Here is a 19,521-nt window from a genome sequence, read left to right as displayed (position 1 = left end):
AGGTGAAATTGAGAAATATGTACTATGATAATGCTATTAAGCTACTAAACTACTAAGCTATTAAAGAGGAATTAATGCCTCAAAAAGTAGATAGAGATCTAATTTATCGGATAATCATAAAGGAGTAGATCAATTAATGGCGCAGGCGATAGATACAATACAGGAACGATTATGGCGGCGAGGAGTGTTATTTCGTACAATTCGTGATTACTTTTTTTTGGAAGAAGTGGTTGAAGTAGATACCCCGATTTTAAGTCAATTTGGTAATCCTGATCCGGCACTACTGAATTTTGTGACCACTTATCATGGTCCAGGAGAATATTATCGAGCCCCTTTTTACTTGATTACCTCCCCTGAATATCATATGAAGCGCTTGTTAGCACAAGGACTTGGTTCTTGTTACTATTTAGGGAAAGTTTTTCGAGATGGGGAATTAAGCGGACGACATAACCCAGAATTTACCATGTTGGAGTGGTATCGTTTGGGTTATGATCTTGAAAAATTGATGGAGGAGGTGATTCTTCTTACCAAAATCTTGACAGATCTACCCCTTGAAGTAGAGAGGGTAACTTATCGTGAGGCGTTCTTAACCTATTTACAGATTGATCCTTTTACGGCAACCCTTGATGAATTAGAAGCGATATTAGCATCGAATAAGATCGATTTAACCTTTACATTACGAGATAGGGATGAAGCTTTAGATTTGATTGTTTCTCATCTGATTGAACCTCGATTTAACCCCCATAAATTGACGCTACTCTACCATTATCCCGCTTCACAAGCCTCTTTATCAAAGATTGTAGAAGTCGATGGTCAACTTGTAGGTAAACGCTTTGAACTCTATTGGAAAGGCTTAGAGTTAGCTAACGGTTATGAAGAGTTGACCCATGCCGAAGAACAGCGTAAGCGCTTTGAAGCGGAAAATAAGAAGCGAGTCGCATGCGGTATGCCGGCCGTTCCAATTGATGAATTGTTATTAGAATCTTTAGATCAGCTTCCCTTTTGTAGTGGTGTGGCCTTAGGTGTCGATCGATTATTGATGGCGATAGAACAGACAAAAGAGATTGAAATGGTCATTCCATTTGGCTGGGAAGATGCTTAAATAATGGAAGGGGAATTTCATAAAAGTGTAACGCATAGTCAGAGCGGTTCAAAATAAGCATTATTTAAATGCCGACGCATCAGTTATAAGAAGTGAGAAAACGTCACACAATCGATGACTCGCCTGGATTGAATAAACAAGAAAAAGCGCATTATCATAATAGATAGTGCGCTTTGAGTATTGAAAGAAGTTGTCAAATTCGGTTATTTCTACCAAAAGTTTATAAAAGGAATACCTTTTAGTACCACTAAGAAAACAACGATGATCAGAATGACACTTGGAATCTCATTGAAATAACGATAAAACTTGTGGGAATGCTTATTTTGATCCTTTCTAAAGATCATCATATAGTGGTAACAGAAGTAGTGATAGATCACTAATAGAAATACTAGCGTGAGTTTAAAATGGAACCAACCGAATTTCCATAACATTGGGTTTTGCATAACTAAAATCAGACCAAAAATAATGGTTAATGCGCCCCCAATATGGGTCATAATCATGAGTTTACGTTCCATGATTTTGAAGGTTGCGCTGGTTTCAGGATCTGTTGTAGAAGCGTGATAGACGAAGATTCTTGGAAGATAGAAGAGACCGGCAAACCAAGTCACCATAAAGATAATATGGAGCGATTTAAAGACTAAATATGACATAATAACCTTTCCCCAAAATAGAATAAAAGAAGAGTGATAAAATAAGGTTTTATTATAGCAAATAATCAGATAGTGCGTCTGCTTGTGAAAGTGGACGATTTTAGCGATAATAGCCCACAATATTTCTCTCACCTTAAAGGATATTTACATGGTTTTTACCATTAAAAGACGACCCACAAGTCAAGTGATGGTGGGTAATGTCGGCATCGGTTCTGATTATCCCATTCGTGTGCAATCGATGACGAATACAAATACGGAAGATGTTGATCAAACGGTATCGCAAATTATCGCTTTAGCGGATAGTGGCTCTGAGCTTGTTAGGGTGACTGTCAACACTGAGAAGGCGGCGAAAGCAGTCCCATTTATCGTAGAGAAACTCTCAACTTTAGGGTACGATACGCCGATTGTTGGTGACTTCCATTTTAATGGTCATCGCCTGCTACAAGCGGAACCTGAGTGCGCTAAAGCTTTAGCAAAATTACGTATTAATCCCGGTAATGTCGGACGTGGAGCGCGTAAAGATGAACAATTCTCGGCGATTGTTGAAGAGGCTCTCAAGTATCGTAAACCTGTACGTATTGGTGTGAACTGGGGAAGCCTTGATCCTGAAGTTTTAAAGCGTTTAGTAGATGAAAATCTTAAACGTGCAGTGCCCTTAACGAATGATGAGCTTATGTGTGAGGCAATGATTGTCTCGGCACTTGAAAGTATTGAGTTTGCTAAAGAGATCGGTATGACTGATGAGGATATTATTCTTTCGGTTAAGGTGAGCCAAAGTCAGCAATTGATCAAAGTCTATCGTGATATCGCCCCTAAAGTACGAGTTCCATTGCACTTAGGATTGACAGAAGCAGGAATGGGAATGAAGGGAATAGTTGCTTCGTCAGCAGCGTTAGCGGTGCTCTTACAAGAGGGAATTGGCGATACAATCCGCATATCTCTCACGCCGGAACCGAATGCTCCACGCACAGAGGAGGTTTTGGTAGGAAAAGAGATTTTACAAAGTCTACAGATTCGTGCTTTTACGCCTAAAGTGGTCGCTTGCCCCGGTTGTGGTCGCACAAGTAGTGATGATTTCCAATATTTAGCGCAAAAAATACAATCTTATATCGATCATAATATGCCTATTTGGAAGCAAAACTATGAAGGTGTTGAAAAGATGGTTGTCGCCGTAATGGGCTGTATTGTGAATGGTCCAGGCGAATCGAAAATGGCCAATATCGGTATTAGTTTGCCGGGAAATGGTGAGAAGCCTGTAGCGCCCGTCTATATTGATGGTGAGCGTGCAGTGACATTGAAGGGTGAGAATATCGCCGAAGAATTTAAACAAATTATAGATGAATATATTGATGGAAAATATCGTAAACAACAATAAAGATGAGCAGAGCTCAACAGAGCATTCGTCGAATAACGCATTAGATGAATCTCTCCTAAATGACAGTAAGAATGTCGGTGAGCTCGATATAGATGCCATTAAAGAGAAAGCCGGTGGTCGTTACATTCGAACTATTCGTTCATTTGTAAAACGGGAAGGGCGCTTGACTAAAGGTCAAGAACGGATTTTGGCAGAAAGTCCTTATCTTATTGATCATGAAGCTGTAAATGCACGTTGGAATTTAGATGCGCTCTTTGGACGTACGAATCAGAAGCGAACACTTGAGATCGGCTTTGGGGATGGCGCTTCACTCTCAAAGATGGCTGAGCGGGAACCTGATCGTGATTTCTTAGGATTAGAGGTACATCGTCCTGGTGTAGGCCGTCTACTTTTAGATGTAGAGGAGAAGGGGCTCACTAATATTCGAGCCATTGATTATGATGCCGTTCATATTCTCAAACATTGTATTCCTGATGAGAGCTTAGAGTGTGTCCAAGTCTTTTTCCCTGATCCTTGGCACAAAAAGAAGCACAATAAGCGTCGCATTATTCAGCCAGCATTTGTAGCACTCATTGCACAGAAGCTAATGAAAGGGGGAAGACTCTGTTTAGCAACCGATTGGGAGCCTTATGCCGAGCATATGATGGAAGTTATGCAAAGTGCGCCAGATTATATAAATAGCGTGGATGCTTCAATCAATGGGGGATTTGTGATGGAACCTAATCACCGAATGCCCACTAAATTTGAAGCTCGTGGTAAGCGATTAGGTCATGGCGTTTGGGATCTTATTTTTTTGAAAAAATAGCCGAATAAGTGGTCGCATTCATTATTCAAGAGAGTGATAAAATCAGCGCAATAATGTAAAAAACTCAGTAGAATAGAGCGATAGAGATAATGTATAACAATTTGATCTCTATCGTTTTTTATTGTGAGTTTTATGGTGAATAACTGACTTTTTCTTTTTCTTCTTCACTCCTACTTAACTGCTTTAAAGGTGCCACAATGTTGTTAGCGATTGCTATTTTTATCTTTACGTTGATTCTAGTCATAGGGCAACCTAAAGGGCTAGGAATTGGTTATAGCGCTACAATAGGCGCCTTATTAGCATTAGTGAGTGGTGTCATTGATTGGCAAGATATTCTAACGGTTTGGGGAATTATCTGGAATGCAGTATTAACCTTTATTGCGATTATTCTTATTAGCTTAGTATTAGACGAAGCCGGATTCTTCCGTTGGGCTGCACTCTATATGGCGCGTTTAGGGCAAGGAAGTGGCCGGCGATTATTCTGTTATATGATCTTATTAGGGGCCTTAATTTCAGCCTTTTTTGCTAATGATGGTGCTGCACTGATCTTAACACCGATTGTAATGGCGATTTTATTGCAATTAGGTGCATCTCGAGCTTCAACGCTCGCTTTTGTGATGGGCGCTGGATTTATTGCAGATACCGCTAGCTTGCCTTTAACGGTTTCAAACCTCGTTAATATTATCTCGGCAGATTACTACGGCATCGATTTTGGTCGTTATGCATCAGTTATGATTCCGGTCAATATTATCTCTGTATTAGCCACATTAGCGGTACTCTATCTTTTCTATCGCCGGGATTTGCAATTTCAATATCAGTTAGAGGCAAAACAAGATGCCGGAAGCCTTGAAGCCCTTATTCCCCGTAATGCAATTGTTGATCCCCTAACTTTCAAGGCAGGCTGGTGGGTTTTAGGGTTGCTTTTAATCGGTTTCTTTATCTCTGATCTGATCTCGGTACCGATTAGTATCATTGCCGGCATTGGCGCACTCATTTTACTATTGATTGCTAAAAAAGGGCAGAAGATCAATGTACCTAAGATCGTCCTATCGGCGCCTTGGCAGATAGTGCTCTTCTCATTAGGGATGTATTTAGTGGTATTTGGCTTACGAAATGCAGGGCTGATGGATTACTTAGTAATCTTGCTCAATCAATTAGCAGAATTTGGTATTTGGGCAAGCACTCTAGGAACAGGCTTTTTAACGGCGATATTGTCATCGATTATGAATAATCTTCCTACCGTTCTGATCGGCGTACTCTCTATTGATGCCTCAAATGCAACGGGCTTAATACAAGAAGCGATGGTCTATGCTAATGTGATTGGTAGTGACTTAGGGCCGAAAATAACCCCTATCGGTAGTCTTGCAACGCTCCTCTGGCTTCACGTCCTATCGCTTAAAAATATGAAGATCACTTGGGGCTACTATTTCCGCGTCGGGATTGTGTTAACATTGCCGGTACTTCTGATGACACTGATCGCTTTAGCGGCAAGGTTAACACTGTTTTAACGAATAATCTTTAGTGGATAGTGGAGATAATATGAGAGGCGAACCGTTACTGCGCTTCACTACTTTGTAACGGCGCTTCTAATTCCGCTCTGATTTCATCGGGCACACCATAATGAATCTCATCGATAAACCACTGTTTTTCTAATAATTCAGTGCGGACAATCACCTCATCATCCACTTCTTTACCTAGGCAAGCTTTGGCAATAGGAGAGTTGATAGAAGCATAATCTTTATGATGAGCAATCTCATCAGCACCAACAATCCGAAAGTAGAGGCTATTCTCTTCTTCATCTGAAAGCCGTACCCAAGCACCGAAATAAATCTTTCCCTCTTGGCTGGGGGAATAGGGCACCGGGCGAAGAAGCTCAAGGCGCTTACGAAGATGACGTACACGCCGATCGATAGCCCTTAATTTCTGCTTGTTAAACTGGTAATCAGCGTTCTCAGAGCGATCGCCTAAGCCCGCAGCCCAGGTGACTTTTTGGGTAATTTCAGGGCGCTCAATACGCCATAGAAAATCGAGCTCTTTTTGCAAAAGGGCAAGGCCCTCTGGCGTAATTAAATTTACACTCATGACTTTATTATGAATCCTTTTTTACTATTGATGTGTGTCGATCAATTACTGATTGATTATATTCTTCAAAATCTAAGGTTATTTTTTACGATTGTTTTTAGTTCTTGGGCGACGTTGTGTGCGGCGATTATTATCTGAATTATTACCCCCATTGCCACTGTTGCCATTTCCATTGCCATAACCTTGGGTGATATTTTGAATAAAGTTGCCATTCGTAGATTGACCGATACCGCCAGGAACACCGAAAGGATCTCGACCTCTACGGCGATTTTCGCGTGCAATATTGGCTTCAAAAGAGCCTGATTCAAAGGGTAAGCGATTGCGGTTGACGATCTCATCTTGATTAATATTAAAGAAATCGCTCTGGCTATCCCCTGTTGACTGATGGCTATTATGATTTTTGTTATTGCGACGATCATTGCGAGGATTATTATTCCGCGCTTGCCCTCGTTGTGTTGATGAACGTCTATTTTGTCGTTTATCAGCATTACCATGGCCATTATTGTTGTTGCTATTTTCTTGAGATTCATCCGCTTGTGAACGAGTACGTTTGGGCGCTTTACGATTCTTTTGTGAACGTTCTCTCGATGGTGTCTGATGTGGATTATCTTGACTATTATCGTGCGCTTGTTGTGCCGAAGTCGATGTAATTACACTTTCTTCATTTTGAGGACTGACATTTTTACCTATTTCAGTATCATTCACTTGGTCTGTTTTGTGATCAGTTTTCTCGGCTTGATCTACTGTCTGTTTAGAATTTCGTGGTTTTTTCTGAGCACCTTTAGCCTGCTTTTCTGGCTTATGATTCGCTTTTTTCTCTGTATCATCTTTCGGTTCTCGGCGCTTAGGGGGTTCGATATCGATAGGAATAATCGGTAATCCTAATTGCGGATACTCTTCAGTGAAAGATTGAATCCAAGCTTTATCATTTTCTGTGGCAATAGAGATAAAGTGTGCCGGCTTATAATGATTTTGAATAAACTCAAAACGTTCGGCATATTCTGAATAGACGGTAGGGAAATCGAGGAACATGACAGAATCACATTTCTCAATTTTAGAGGCAAATTCTTCGATAACTCGGTGCATTAAGATAAATGCGGTAAATTGTCCTTTATTGTAACGATCAAATAGGCTAGTTGCTGTCTCATCATTAATTTTTTCATGAACCACACGACTACGAATACGTGCTCGATAGAGGTATTTTTCGAGTAATCGTGCGGATTGACGATTATGGGTAACAATCAAAAGGTGTTGTAGATGATGAGTTCGAATATAATCGCGAATATATTGGCGTTGCAGATTTTTAGGCACTAGCGCAATAAAAGGAGTTTCCGGTAGTGCCGGTGTTTCAGCTTTTGAGGGTGATTTTATTTGATCAGAAGATGATGCACTATCTTGTGCAAGATCTGTGGTGACAGAATGTTTGGAGTTTTTCTCAGTCTCTTTACCTTTGGTGTGTTTCGTTTTTGGGGTATCTACGGTTGTTTGAGCTTCGACGGCTACTTCTGTTACATCTGCTTCATCAACCTTGGTTTTTGTTGCTTTTTTACGTTTTGTTGAATCCGTTTTTGTGGGGACTTCGATCGGATCATTAGGCTGTGTAGCTGTGGTTTTTTTCTTTTTAAGCGTAATTTTTTGCGGTACTTCTACGGTTGTTTCTTGGACTTGACTGATTGTTGACGACGTTGAATGGATATTCGCCGTTAATGTTTGCGTAATAAGGGTAAAGTCAGAAGCTAATAGAAGGCTTTCATTTTCAATGGCAAGCAGTGACCGATTTAATTCATCGACAAAGAGCAGATCATGTAGAAAATTAGCAGGGATTGCTTCATCGATCATAATAATATCAAGATCGAGTAATGGTAATGAATGTTGGCGAATTCGCTCTAACGAGAAGAGAGGGTAGGGAATGATTGTGATATCTGCTTGATTAAAGCTAATTTGGGAATCTGGTGTATCCGCTAAGATGAGATGCAATTTTAACTCAGGATTTGCTTCGGCTAATAGCATACGAATAAGAATAGCATCGCTAATATTCAGTGTGAGAAGAAGCGTTTTATGAAGTTGTTCTGTTGCAATGAGCTGTGAAACTTGTGCTAATAACTCAAGAGCCTCTGGAGATTGAATCAGCTTTAAGGCGTGCTTCTCCTGTAATAAGGTCTTTGTTGCAAGTGAGAGTTCTTTCCAATGCGTTAATGTGGTCTCTTTCATAAAATCCATGTAGTTTTTCTATTTATATTGATTACTCTTTGTGACATAAGTCCGGATATCAAAATCGAATCAATTCCAAATCAATTCCAAATCAATCTATAACGTCTTTACTGCTTATTAGGTGTGTATTAAGTTTAGAACTTCTATGAATATATCCGTAAATTCCGAATGAATTTTGTGCCATATCCAGATTCTCTTATTCAATATTTGTTGTTATCGATACATTTACTGATGTGCTCGTGACTGCTCCAAAGCAAGATCAAACATTATCTGTTATTAATATTTCTGTTACCTATATCTAAATCACTAGGCAGAGTGTAGCGTGCATATTCAATCTATATTCGATCTATAGTAAGTTTATGCACTCGTAATTTTACTTAAATATATTAATGGGTTATTAAAAATATTATATTAATCTACGATACTCTTTTGGGCTGTAATTATTATATTATCTCACTTTGTTATTATTGATTGAGTCAGCTATCAAACTTGATAAATGGTCACAAATAATTACCCGCTCAAATTAGAAAGCTAAATTCTATATTCTGGAGAATTCTGTTTTAGTTATTATTACATGCTATTGCTATTTTAAGTTGCCGTAATTTCTTATTTAAGGCGACTATCTTTGATATATATGTTGATATATCTGAAATTAACAACTTATAGTATATCCAATAGATCTGATAAGATCCCAATAGGCATGAAAGAAACAACTCATCTCTCAATATTTTAACAAGAATACACAAATATTGCTCAATTCTTCTTATCTTTATTGAAAAATGGTTCTTTAACAATCTTCTCAATCCTTGATAACGCTTTATAATTTACCACGATAAAGGTAAAATGCAAAGATTGCAATAACAAATTATGCTACAGTATAGCAGTCTGATTATTGATAAATAATCTAAGTTAATCAATGAACAAATAAACAACAAAAACAAATTAATCAACAATATCAAAGGATCTATAAACCTATGAAGCGTATCTATTTTTGGTTGAAGCTGGCAATTTGGTTATTTATCTTTGCGGTGGTTTTTATTATTTTCTATGTCAATCGCGATGGCCAATTAACCTTTAATTATCTTTTAGGCGAAGCAACACTCAATACCTCGATCTTTATCTGCATCGTTTTTATTATTGGCGCACTCTTTACATTAGGTGTTCTAATGTTGATTAATATTCCAAGTCTCTTCTCTCATTTTGCGCTGAAAAGTAATTTAAAGCGTCTCGAGAAAGAGAATGCTGAATTAAAACGTAAGACACACGTGCTTTAAGCTATAAGATATCTGTTTTCAACATACAATATTTATGAAAATTCTATAAAAATGTAATCTATCCATGATGATCGCTATAGAGACTGAGCAGAGCGTATTACTATATCAATTGATTGGTCTATTCAATCAAGGATCAAACGCGCATGTTTGAATATATCTGGTTACTGCTTCCGCTCGGTCTCTTAATTGGTTGGCTTGCGGCAAAAAGAGATAACCTGAAGAAGCAGAAAATGCTTCGTTATCTCAATCTGCGCTATTTTGTTGAAGAGAGTAAAGAGGTTGATGCCTCGCTCTTAACGTTACCGCCAGATTATGATGTCGACAACCTCAATTTTAGTCTAATGCTCGGGGATCTCTTTCGGAAAAGAGGGGAGATTGATAAAGCGATTAATCTCCATGAATATCTGCTCAAAGAAGCCCCGACACAAGCACTGACCGATAAAGTCTACTTGTCTTTGGCTGAAGATTACCAAGTTGCCGGAATGTTAGATCGTGCCGAGAGTACTTTAAGATTACTACTCGAATCATCTATCTACAAAGAGACGGCACTGCGAAAACTTGCCAAAATTTATAAACAACAGCGGGAATGGCTACAAAGTATCGCAATGCTTGAACAATTAACCGAGCTTGATGATAATTTAAATGCTGAAATTTCGCATCTCTACTGCGAGCTTGCCGAAGGGGAGCTTTTGCAACCAGAAGCACTTAATTTAGACCGATTAACGCTTTGGCTTGATAAGGCGCTGAGTGCTGATCGCAACTGTGCTAGAGCAAATCTGATCCGTGCTTATGCGCTCTATTATTATGGCAATTATGAAGCTTCGCTTGAGGCATTATTGCTTATCGAGAAGCAAAATAGCGACCTAATTCCCATGATTCTCTCAATGGTGTATCATCTTTCGATGTTGCTCAATCGGACACAATTTTTTCAAGATTGGTTAGCGAAGATGATGACGAAGAATCATCATATCTTTCTTAAAATTTGGCAAACGCATTGGCTGATTAAAACGGTATCACTTGAATCCGGCATTGAATATCTGCAAAAGGTATTAAATAACGAGAGTAATCTCTATGGCTTAATGGTTTTAAATCAACTACAGAAGTACCGCATTGATGTGACTGAAGTTCGTTTGATTGAGAAAACTTTCCGAGAAATGTTAGATCAATATGCACAATATCAATGTAGCTCTTGCGGCTATACCACTAAGAGTTTGCAGTGGAGTTGCCCGAGCTGTTTTGAGTGGAATCGTTCTATTCCTGTGAACGATATTATTGCATTGAAAGTGAAACATTAAACTGAAAGTGTATAATAGGGCGGATTGAATCGCCGCTCATAATACGCTGTATTGTAATTTGGTTTTGGCAGATAAATCCTTTTATATTAATGGGTTATATCAGAGTGTCATATCGAGATATCATATCAATCTATTATCGTAGCGTGCGGTCTCATATCGCTATCCATAACCTCGTTATTTAGACTTGAGAGACTCTATGAAAGATCAATTACGCTATCATCTCGAAGATAAGCCCCCCTTTTCCATTTCCCTTTTACTTGCCGCGCAACATCTTCTTGCTGCACTGGGTGGTATTATCGCAGTACCTTTAGTCATTGGTAGTGCGCTCAATTTAAGTGCGGCCGAGAAAATTGCTTTAGTAAATGCGGCGCTTTTAGTTTCAGGAGCAGTCACATTTGTCCAATCTCGTGGTATCGGACCGATTGGTTTACGACTACCGGCGGTGATGGGGACAAGCTTTACCTTTGTCGCCTCCGCCATAGCGATTGGTAATAGTGAATATGGCGTCAGTGGAATTTTAGGTTCTTCATTAGTAGCTTCCTTAGTGATGATTATAGGAAGCTTTTTTATGCCACAAATTCGTAAACTTTTTCCGCCGGTTGTGACGGGAACAGTTGTCGCGATGATCGGTTTGAGTCTATTACCGGTTGGACTTGATTGGTTTGCGGGTGGTCAAGTGGGCTCGACACAATATGCCACAGCTTCTAATCTATTAGTGGCTTTTTTAGTGCTCTTTGTTGTGATTGGGCTTACACAGTGGGGAAAAGGGATTCTCTCTTCTGCATCAATTGTGATTGGAATGGTTGTGGGTTATCTTGTGGTCATTCTGTTTGAAAAAGGTTTTGGCTTTGATCTTGGCTTAACCCATTTTAGCGGTATTAAAGAAGCATCAGTATTTGCATTGCCTGAACTCTTTAAATATGGTTTCTCATTTCCTATCTCAGGAATCATTGGAATGAGTATTGCTTATCTTGTGACCATTGTGGAATCAAGTGGTAACTTCTTAGCATTAGGTGAAGCAACACAATGTAAAGTGACCGGCAAACGAATGAAAGGCGGTATTCTCTGTGAAGGGTTAGGATCGGCTCTAGCAGCTTTAATGTCTACAACCCCATTTTCAACTTTTGCTCAAAATATCGGTATTATCTCGTTGACCGGTGTTGCGAGCCGTTTTGTAGTTGCAATGACCGGGATTTTGTTAGTACTTGCCGGCATTTTCCCTATCTTCGGGGCTTTAGTGGTCTCTATTCCACTACCGGTGCTAGGGGGTGCAGGCTTAATGATGTTTGCGATGATTATTACTGCCGGTATTCAGGTCTTAGGTCGGGTTGAAATCAATAAGCGTAATGGTCTTGTGATCTCGGTTTCGCTTGGTTTAGGTCTGATGGTCACTATGCGCCCTGAAGTCTTAAATGCCTTGCCGGAGTTTATTCAAGTGATCTTTAAATCAGGGATTACAGTGGGATCGCTCTCTGCTCTCATTTTAAATCTCATCTTACCCGGTCGAGAGATTGTGCAGGATGATGAGCTAGAAGAAGCTTAATCAATCAATTGGAAAGTGATTGTCTGCGGTGTTTATTAAACAGCCAAGAACAAACAGCCAATAACAAATAGCAAATAGCATAAAACCTAGAGAATTGTGAAGGATATTGGATATTTGTAAAAGCTTGCAAAAGTTGCTTGAAGAACTCACATTCCTCAGATTTTACAATCAAAAATCGCTATAATGGCACTTCAAATTGAGAAGGAGAAAAGTATGAGTGATGAGTTAGATGATTTAACATTTGATCTTGATAATCTCTATGCGGGCGTAGAAGGGAACTCTGAACGTCCAATTGATACTTCAACCCCTGAAGAGATCGAAGATACCGGCTGTGCGGGCGGGGCTTGTACTCTGTAATAAGCTTGGGGATTGCAAGTAGTCACAATCAGTAGAATATCACTGAACGATATCATCAAAACGGTGAGCCTTAACTTAAGGTTCACCGTTTTTTATGATCGGTTCAAAAGAAGCTTATTCAAATGCCGGCGCATCAGTTGATCGAGGTAAGGAAACTGTTCTATCCGGCATCTTGCAAGTGTTGGTGAGTCAGGTTTATCTTCTTTTAAAACCCACAATAGCTATTTAAAAACCATTTTTCTTAAACCAAATTTACGATATGATCAACCTCTTCGGGGTTCATGATAAGGGCGAAGTTCAAAGAGAAGAAATTCAGCCACAACTGTTTTATCGCTATCAAGAGAAGTGGTTTCTATCGCAGAAAGATCCGTAGCAGAAAGCCCTGTAGCAGATAGCATCAATTGTGTCTCATCATAAATACGAGCACCATCGCCAGCTTTAAAACGATGACCATTTAAGGACAATTCCCCTTTAGCGAGATGAAAATAGTAGAAACGGTCCTCTTTTAACGGAATATCGAGAGATCCTGTTGCCGTTAATCCACCAGCATAAATTCGAGTCTCTTGGCGAATCTGCAATGATTGATCTTCACCATTAGGGGAGACAATAAGGGTTAATGGGTTCTGCTTTTGATTATCGAGCAATTCTAATTGCTGATATCGTGGCGGCGTATTTGCCTCATTGGGTAATAGCCAGATTTGTAGGAGATGAACAGGATGGTCACTACCGTTTTTCTCGCTATGAACAACGCCACTACCGGCGCTCATCAACTGAATTTCCCCCGCTTTGATCGTTTCACTATTACCCATTGAATCTTGATGGGTCAGTTCACCCTCTAAAACATAAGTGAGAATTTCCATATTATCGTGAGGATGGGCCCCAAAGCCTCTATGGGGCGCAATGCGATCATCATTAATGACGATAAGATCTGAAAATCCCATTTCGGTAGGCTCATAATAGCGAGCAAAAGAGAAGGTGTGGGCGGCTTTTAACCAACCGTGGTCGACATGTCCTCGATCTTCTGCCAAACGAACTTTAATCATTTTAAATCCTTTACCTATTGAATAGGTGTAATGTTGTGAAATATCTGTCTATTTATGTGATTAGGTCAATGAATGAGGTTAATGAATGGAGTCAATAAGCGATATTGTAGTGTATTAGTGCAATAAGATAATTAAGCGTAAATGAGGTATAATAGAGTCTCTATCATTGAATAATTAGAAGATAAAATATTAGAAGTAAATTGTTAAAAACAGTTGATGTAGCTAATTATAGAGAAGAAAATATTCAACATTAAGTGAAATTAATAGATGCTTATCTTCGAAATTTTTGAAAATGGATGAATAGTTATGAATAAAGGAGTGTAAAATGCGACTCACTTTAGAGGCGATTAAAGTGATTGAAACAATTGCAAAGACAGGCTCATTTACTAAAGCCGGGGAATTGCTCTATAAAGCGCCATCGACGATCTCTTATACCGTTTCTAAGATTGAAGAACAGATGGGATTGCAATTTTTTGAACGCAATGGCCCACATGTGACCTTAACACCAATTGGTCAAATTTTATTAGAGGAGGGTAAGCCGCTCTTAACCGCTGTTTCAGATCTTGAATCAAGACTGAACAAAATAGCGGGTGGGGTTGAAGAGTCGATTCATATTGCGGTAGATGAAATTTTCCCTATTACACAAATTTTACCGTTGATCACACAATTTCAACAATCATTGGTGGCAACACCATTAACCTTATCTCGAGAAGTGATGATGGGCGCGTGGGAGGCATTATTGAAATTCCGTGCAGATCTTGTGATTGCTGTAGGAGAAGGGCCCTCAGGGGGCGGATATCGTACTTATCCAATTGGCGTTGTCCCTTTTATTTTCTGTGTTGCGTCGGACCATCCTTTGACGGTGATTGATCGGCCTTTAGAGCGGAATGATTTATTGGCTTACCCGGCGATTGTATTAGCGGATAGTGCGCGTTATATGCCTTTAAGAACGGCAGGATTGTATGAAGGGCAGCAACGGATTACCGTTACGACTTTAGCAGATAAAATTGCACTACAAAAAGCCGGGATGGGTCATGGATTTTTGCCGGAATCAATGGTTCAAGAAGCTATTAAAGCCGGGGAATTAGTGACCTTACCGGTGCTTGAAGGGCATAAAGAAGAGACGCTCTATCTTGCTTGGAGAACTGCTGATGAGGGATTAGCGCAACAATGGTGGCGAGAAGCATTAGCAGATCATTGGGTACGATAATGGAATCAAATTAAGTTATAGTCAGATCGGTTCAAAATAAGCTTATTCAAATGCCGGCGCATCAGCTAATCGAGATGAGGAAGCTATTCTATCTGGCATCTTGCAAGTGTTGGTGAGTCAGGTTTGATGTTCTTTTAGAGTGGCACACTAGCTATATAAAAAACATTTTTCTTAAACCCAATTTATTATCATTCAAATCGGTAATTGTAACTGTGATAAGCCGCTATTTAATTGTGTTTTATCAAGATCGATATTCGCAATGGCAAGTCCCATCAAACGAATACCGCGATCAGGATGAAGTTGAATTTTATCTAATAGCCAAAGCACGACTTTCCAAAGCGTTGTAAGATCATCGCCGAGCGGGAAGGGGGTTGTGATACTACGGGAGAGTTGACTAAAATCGCGGTAACGGACTTTAAGCGTACAATTTCGCCCAATAAAGTCACTCTTTTTCGCTCGGCGAATAAGTTCAATGGCAATAATCTCTAACTCTTCAATCACCTCTTCTTTGAGTTTTAAGTCGATAAAAAAGGTCTCTTCTACGCCGACAGATTTCTGCGGTTGATTCGGTTCCACCGGACGAAGATCGATCCCTCTTGCGTAGTGATAATAACTTTTTCCGGCCTTACCAAAATGCTTGATGAGAAAGGTTTCATCAAGATTCTGAAGATCGGCGCCGGTACTAATGTGCAATTGATGCATCTTTTGTGCAGTTGCTTTACCAATGCCAAAGAAATCTTCAATGGGTAATTGCGCAAGGAATGCTATAGCCTCTTCTTGTTGAATTGCAAAAAGGCCATTGGGCTTATTCACATCTGAGGCAATTTTAGCTAAAAATTTGTTATAGGAAACGCCGGCGGAGGCAGTTAACCCGAGGGTACTTTCTATTTTTTGCTTAATCTCTTGTGCGATTACAATGGGGTCATTGATGTTAGGATGATTTTCGGTGACATCTAAAAAAGCTTCATCGAGTGCAATCGGTTCAATAAGTGGGGTATATTGCCGGAAAATGTCCCGAATTGCCCGAGAAATCTCCCGATAACGATCAAAGCGAGGACGGGCAAAAATAAGATGAGGACAACGCTCTTTAGCAATGCGAGCCGGTAGTGCCGAATGTATACCAAATTGACGGGCTTCATAACTTGCTGCTGCGATTACACCGCGGCCTTCAGAAAATCCCACAACGAGCGGTTTTCCACGATATTCAGGATGATCGTGCTGTTCAATAGAGGCATAGAATGCATCCATATCAATGTGGAGTATCTTTCGTTGCATCATTTGAGTAGATCTACTTTATCCGTTGTGATCAACAGTATGCTCATAAGATATAGTCATATCGGTTATCAATGCCCGCCGGCGTTCTCTAAGATTTGGGCAATTTCATCGAATCCTCTCTCTTTTGCTAGAGAGAGCGGTGTTTTACCATATTTATCGGTCATATTAGGATCAGCTCCGTGCGCTAATAGTAAGCGAATAATCGCTTGTTGTGTCGCGCCGCCATCATTAAGAATAATCGCTTCTAATAATGGTGTCCAGCCGACGAAATTAGTGTGATTGACATTGATCGAGCTCTTTTCAAGTAGGAGTTGCACCATCTCTAGATGCCCCTTTTCAGCCGCCGGTGTAATTCCTACACCGCCAAAGCGGGTTAAACGCTTTAGATCAGTCCCGGCATTTAGCATTATCTCAACGAGTTTCAAGTCATTGTGGATACAGCCCCACAGAAAAGGATTAAAACAGATTTGATCCTGAAGATTAATATCCGCACCTTGTTCTATTAGGAATTGCACCACATCATATTGCTGATGTTTAGCCGCGACTAAGATTGCGCTCTCTTCTGTACGATTAAGGGCATTAATATCACCTCCCGCGTGAAGATATTGCTCAATGGCTTTTAAATCGCCTGTTTGTGCGGCTTGATGAAAGTGGGCAATAGACACCATAGTTTCGGTAGTTGCAGTAGTTGTAATCGGCATCTGCTTAATCTCCTTTCGATAAATTGATGAAATAGACGGTAGTCATCACCTATTTCATCGTATTAAACCCATATTCTATTGAATCGATATTTTATTGAATCGATATGTTACGGAATATGTGGTGGATTCATCCTTGAATCTTCTTTGATTTTTGAACTAAATAGTGAGCTGATGACTATTTTTTAGGTTTACGACGTTTTTTCTTTTTGCTTCCTTCGCTAGAACGATCTATCTTTTGATTCTTTGGACGATGACGCTTCGATTTTTTCCCAGTTTTACCCTCATCACTACGGCGTGGTTTTTTAGGGACTTTTTGTCCTTTAGTAGCATTTCCTTCATTGGGTAGAGGAGAGATTAATTCAAAATCGATATGTTTTGTTTCAGGATTGGATTCTAATACTTTAACGCGCACCACATCGCTGAGGCGATATTGTTGGCCTGTATTCTCCCCAATTAAACGATGTTTTGTATCATCGTAGAGATAGTAATCTCCTTGCAGTTGGGAGATATGGACTAAACCCTCAATAAAGATCTGATCGAGTTCGATAAACATCCCAAAACTAGTAATACTTGTGATTCTGCCATCAAACTCATCGCCGATAAAGCGTTGGAGATATTTGGCTTTAAGCCAATCCATCACATCACGAGTGGCATCATCGGCTCGGCGCTCTGCCATTGAGGTGTGTTCGCCCATATGTACCATTTGCGATTCTGTGTAGAAATGCTCAAAATTCCCTTTTTGCAGTAGCAATTTAATCGCTCTATGAATAATTAAATCGGGATAGCGACGGATCGGGGAAGTAAAGTGGGCATAATGGGTTAAGGCTAGACCAAAGTGACCATCATTTTCTGGTTGATAAACTGCTTGGCTTAATGAGCGAAGCATTACCGTTTGGATCATATTAAATGCCGGTAATTCTTTAGCTGCTTCTAACGTATCAGCATAATCCATCGGCGTGGGTTCATCGGCGCCGGCAAGTCCTAATTTAAATTCCCGTAAGAAATCGCGAAGTGCTGCTAATTTTTGACTATCCGGTTTTGGATGCACGCGATAGAGCGCAGAGAGCGGTGATGACTCGATAAAACGCGCAGCGGCGATATTAGCGGTAATCATACACTCTTCAATAATTTTGTGAGAATCAAATCTCGCATCAGGAACGATTTTATCAATCTCCCCATCTTCGTCATAGAGCACTAAAGTTTCAACGGTATCAAAGTCGATCGTACCCCGTTCATTGCGTGCTTTACGGAGAATTTTATAGAGCGAGTAGAGATTATCTAAATGGGGAACAAGTGATGCATAGCTTTCACGAAGCGCACTATCGCCATCGATAATTTGTTGCACTAATTCATAGGTTAAACGTGCGTGAGAGCGCATAACGCCTTCAAAGAAGGTATATTCAATCAACTCTCCTTGATGATTAATCTTCAATTCCGCAACCATTGTTAAACGATCTACTTCAGGATTGAGTGAACAGATCCCGTTAGAGAGTTTATGATGAAGCATCGGCACAACATAATTAGGGAAATAGACTGAAGTAGAGCGCAGATAAGCATCTTGATCTATCGCTGAATCCCGTTTGACATAGTGCGCAACATCGGCAATGGCGACATAGAGTTTATAACCTTCTGCAATGGGCTCACAGTAGACCGCATCATCAAAGTCCCGCGCCGTAATACCATCAATGGTCACAAGCGGTAGATCACGATAATCTTTACGTCCCTTATGCTCTTGCTCGCTCACTTCATCGGGAATGGACGTTAATTCACTTTCAGTCTCTTTTGAGAATTGATGTGGGATATTATGCTCTAAAATTGCTTGCATAATCTCAAGATCAACAGTCATCTCTTCCCCAAATGTCTCAAGGACCTTGGCCTTCGTTTCCCCTTTATCAGAAGGATATTCGGTAATTTGAATGCGTACAAGGTCTAGGTGTTTTGCTTTGAGTGTATCAGCATCATCGATCTTAAATTCAACCGGAATTTTACGATTTTCGGCGATGACGATATTGTGCCCCTCATCACGATAGAAACGGCCAATAAGCTCAGTGAGTTGATGTTCGATCACTCGCGTAATACGGGCAATCGCACGTCCTCGATTATCAATACCATCAATCGCCGCTTCGGCAATATCCCCTTGAAGTAATGATTTCATCTCATTCGGTGGAATATAGAGATTAGGCGCACCCTCTATCTCTAAGAAGCCATATCCTTCGGCGTGACTTGCAACTCGACCGGTATAACGTTGATCAGGATTGATCACTTGTAATCGATCTTGCTTATCAAGATAGAGCGCCCCTTGACGAATCATCGCATTGAGGCGGTTCTCAAGGGCATCGAGTTCCCAATTTTTACGAAGCTTAAAGATATTCGCCATTGCTTCAAAATCAAGATTAGGATGATTTTGTAGTAGCTTTAAGATAAAAGCGCGGCTCGGCACCGCTCGGCCATATTGCTCTTTTTGCATTTCATACTCGGCATCATTCTCAAAGTAACGTGCAAAGTAGTCTAAATTTTTGGTTGGTTTATTCACTAATTGATTCCTTTTATTATTTAATCTGTCTCTTTCTTGGAATTCGAGAAGGTATTTTGTATTGT

Annotated in this window: 17 protein-coding genes; 10 read left to right on the top strand and 7 right to left on the bottom strand. The window is 40.0% G+C overall.

Annotated features, from left to right (window positions below; translation table 11 throughout):
- Positions 1-136: 136 nt before the first annotated feature.
- Complete coding sequence (gene epmA / locus DC083_RS07720; protein WP_268248485.1) at positions 137-1,102, top strand: EF-P lysine aminoacylase EpmA; 966 nt, start codon at positions 137-139, stop codon at positions 1,100-1,102.
- A gap of 209 nt (positions 1,103-1,311) precedes the next feature.
- On the opposite strand, the gene hemJ is transcribed toward epmA, so the two are convergent.
- Positions 1,312-1,752, bottom strand: a complete 441-nt coding sequence (hemJ, locus tag DC083_RS07715) for a protoporphyrinogen oxidase HemJ (protein ID WP_109189627.1) — start codon at positions 1,750-1,752, stop codon at positions 1,312-1,314.
- A gap of 148 nt (positions 1,753-1,900) precedes the next feature.
- Here hemJ and ispG point away from each other — a divergent pair, with 148 nt between their 5' ends.
- The 3 genes from ispG (at position 1,901) to DC083_RS07700 (ending at position 5,440) form a co-directional block, all read left to right on the top strand.
- Entirely contained in the window at positions 1,901-3,127 is a 1,227-nt protein-coding gene (gene ispG, locus DC083_RS07710) for a flavodoxin-dependent (E)-4-hydroxy-3-methylbut-2-enyl-diphosphate synthase (RefSeq protein WP_109189626.1), read from the top strand.
- Positions 3,102-3,932 (top strand): tRNA (guanosine(46)-N7)-methyltransferase TrmB, encoded by an 831-nt coding sequence (gene trmB / locus DC083_RS07705; RefSeq protein WP_109189625.1) that lies wholly within the window; start codon positions 3,102-3,104, stop codon positions 3,930-3,932. The genes ispG and trmB overlap by 26 nt, the downstream gene beginning before the upstream one ends.
- A 197-nt stretch (positions 3,933-4,129) precedes the next feature.
- Positions 4,130-5,440, top strand: a complete 1,311-nt coding sequence (locus tag DC083_RS07700) for an arsenic transporter (RefSeq protein WP_109189624.1) — start codon at positions 4,130-4,132, stop codon at positions 5,438-5,440.
- 46 nt (positions 5,441-5,486) lie between these two features.
- Here DC083_RS07700 and greB read toward each other — a convergent pair whose 3' ends face one another.
- Positions 5,487-6,014, bottom strand: coding sequence for a transcription elongation factor GreB (gene greB, locus DC083_RS07695; protein WP_109189623.1), 528 nt, complete (start codon positions 6,012-6,014; stop codon positions 5,487-5,489).
- 78 nt (positions 6,015-6,092) lie between these two features.
- Positions 6,093-8,225, bottom strand: a complete 2,133-nt coding sequence (locus DC083_RS07690; protein WP_133243363.1) for a hypothetical protein — start codon at positions 8,223-8,225, stop codon at positions 6,093-6,095.
- Between the two features lie 974 nt (positions 8,226-9,199).
- Here DC083_RS07690 and DC083_RS07685 point away from each other — a divergent pair.
- From DC083_RS07685 to DC083_RS10315, 5 genes are all read left to right on the top strand, one after another.
- Entirely contained in the window at positions 9,200-9,499 is a 300-nt protein-coding gene (locus DC083_RS07685) for a lipopolysaccharide assembly protein LapA domain-containing protein (RefSeq protein ID WP_026878994.1), read from the top strand.
- 143 nt (positions 9,500-9,642) lie between these two features.
- Entirely contained in the window at positions 9,643-10,794 is a 1,152-nt protein-coding gene (locus tag DC083_RS07680) for a hypothetical protein (RefSeq protein ID WP_109189621.1), read from the top strand.
- A gap of 196 nt (positions 10,795-10,990) precedes the next feature.
- Positions 10,991-12,337: a nucleobase:cation symporter-2 family protein gene (locus DC083_RS07675; RefSeq protein ID WP_109189620.1), complete on the top strand. Its 1,347-nt coding sequence runs from the start codon at positions 10,991-10,993 to the stop codon at positions 12,335-12,337.
- A 213-nt stretch (positions 12,338-12,550) separates the two neighbouring features.
- Positions 12,551-12,694: a hypothetical protein gene (locus DC083_RS10185; protein WP_156923269.1), complete on the top strand. Its 144-nt coding sequence runs from the start codon at positions 12,551-12,553 to the stop codon at positions 12,692-12,694.
- A gap of 94 nt (positions 12,695-12,788) precedes the next feature.
- Positions 12,789-12,923: a hypothetical protein gene (locus tag DC083_RS10315; protein ID WP_268248487.1), complete on the top strand. Its 135-nt coding sequence runs from the start codon at positions 12,789-12,791 to the stop codon at positions 12,921-12,923.
- A 34-nt stretch (positions 12,924-12,957) separates the two neighbouring features.
- On the opposite strand, the gene DC083_RS07670 is transcribed toward DC083_RS10315, so the two are convergent.
- On the bottom strand, positions 12,958-13,737 hold the full coding sequence (locus DC083_RS07670) for a pirin family protein (protein WP_109189619.1): 780 nt from the start codon (positions 13,735-13,737) through the stop codon (positions 12,958-12,960).
- A 325-nt stretch (positions 13,738-14,062) separates the two neighbouring features.
- Here DC083_RS07670 and DC083_RS07665 point away from each other — a divergent pair, with 325 nt between their 5' ends.
- Positions 14,063-14,947 carry a LysR family transcriptional regulator gene (locus DC083_RS07665; RefSeq protein WP_109189618.1) on the top strand — a complete coding sequence of 295 codons (885 nt, stop codon included), beginning with the start codon at positions 14,063-14,065 and terminating at the stop codon, positions 14,945-14,947.
- 192 nt (positions 14,948-15,139) lie between these two features.
- Here the strand turns inward: DC083_RS07665 and dinB are convergent, their stop codons facing one another.
- From dinB to rnr, 3 genes are all read right to left on the bottom strand, one after another.
- Positions 15,140-16,225, bottom strand: coding sequence for a DNA polymerase IV (gene dinB, locus DC083_RS07660; protein WP_109189617.1), 1,086 nt, complete (start codon positions 16,223-16,225; stop codon positions 15,140-15,142).
- Positions 16,226-16,290: 65 nt separating this feature from the next.
- Positions 16,291-16,923, bottom strand: coding sequence for an ankyrin repeat domain-containing protein (locus tag DC083_RS07655; RefSeq protein ID WP_275667358.1), 633 nt, complete (start codon positions 16,921-16,923; stop codon positions 16,291-16,293).
- 175 nt (positions 16,924-17,098) lie between these two features.
- A complete protein-coding gene (gene rnr, locus DC083_RS07650) occupies positions 17,099-19,456 on the bottom strand; it encodes a ribonuclease R (RefSeq protein WP_157954905.1) in 2,358 nt (785 codons plus the stop codon).
- Between the last annotated feature and the right edge of the window lie 65 nt (positions 19,457-19,521).

It is taken from the genome of Ignatzschineria ureiclastica, from assembly GCF_003121845.1.
Taxonomy (GTDB): domain Bacteria; phylum Pseudomonadota; class Gammaproteobacteria; order Cardiobacteriales; family Wohlfahrtiimonadaceae; genus Ignatzschineria; species Ignatzschineria ureiclastica.
The sequence above is the reverse complement of the archived record's forward strand: the minus strand, read 5'-3'. Positions and strand labels throughout refer to the sequence as shown.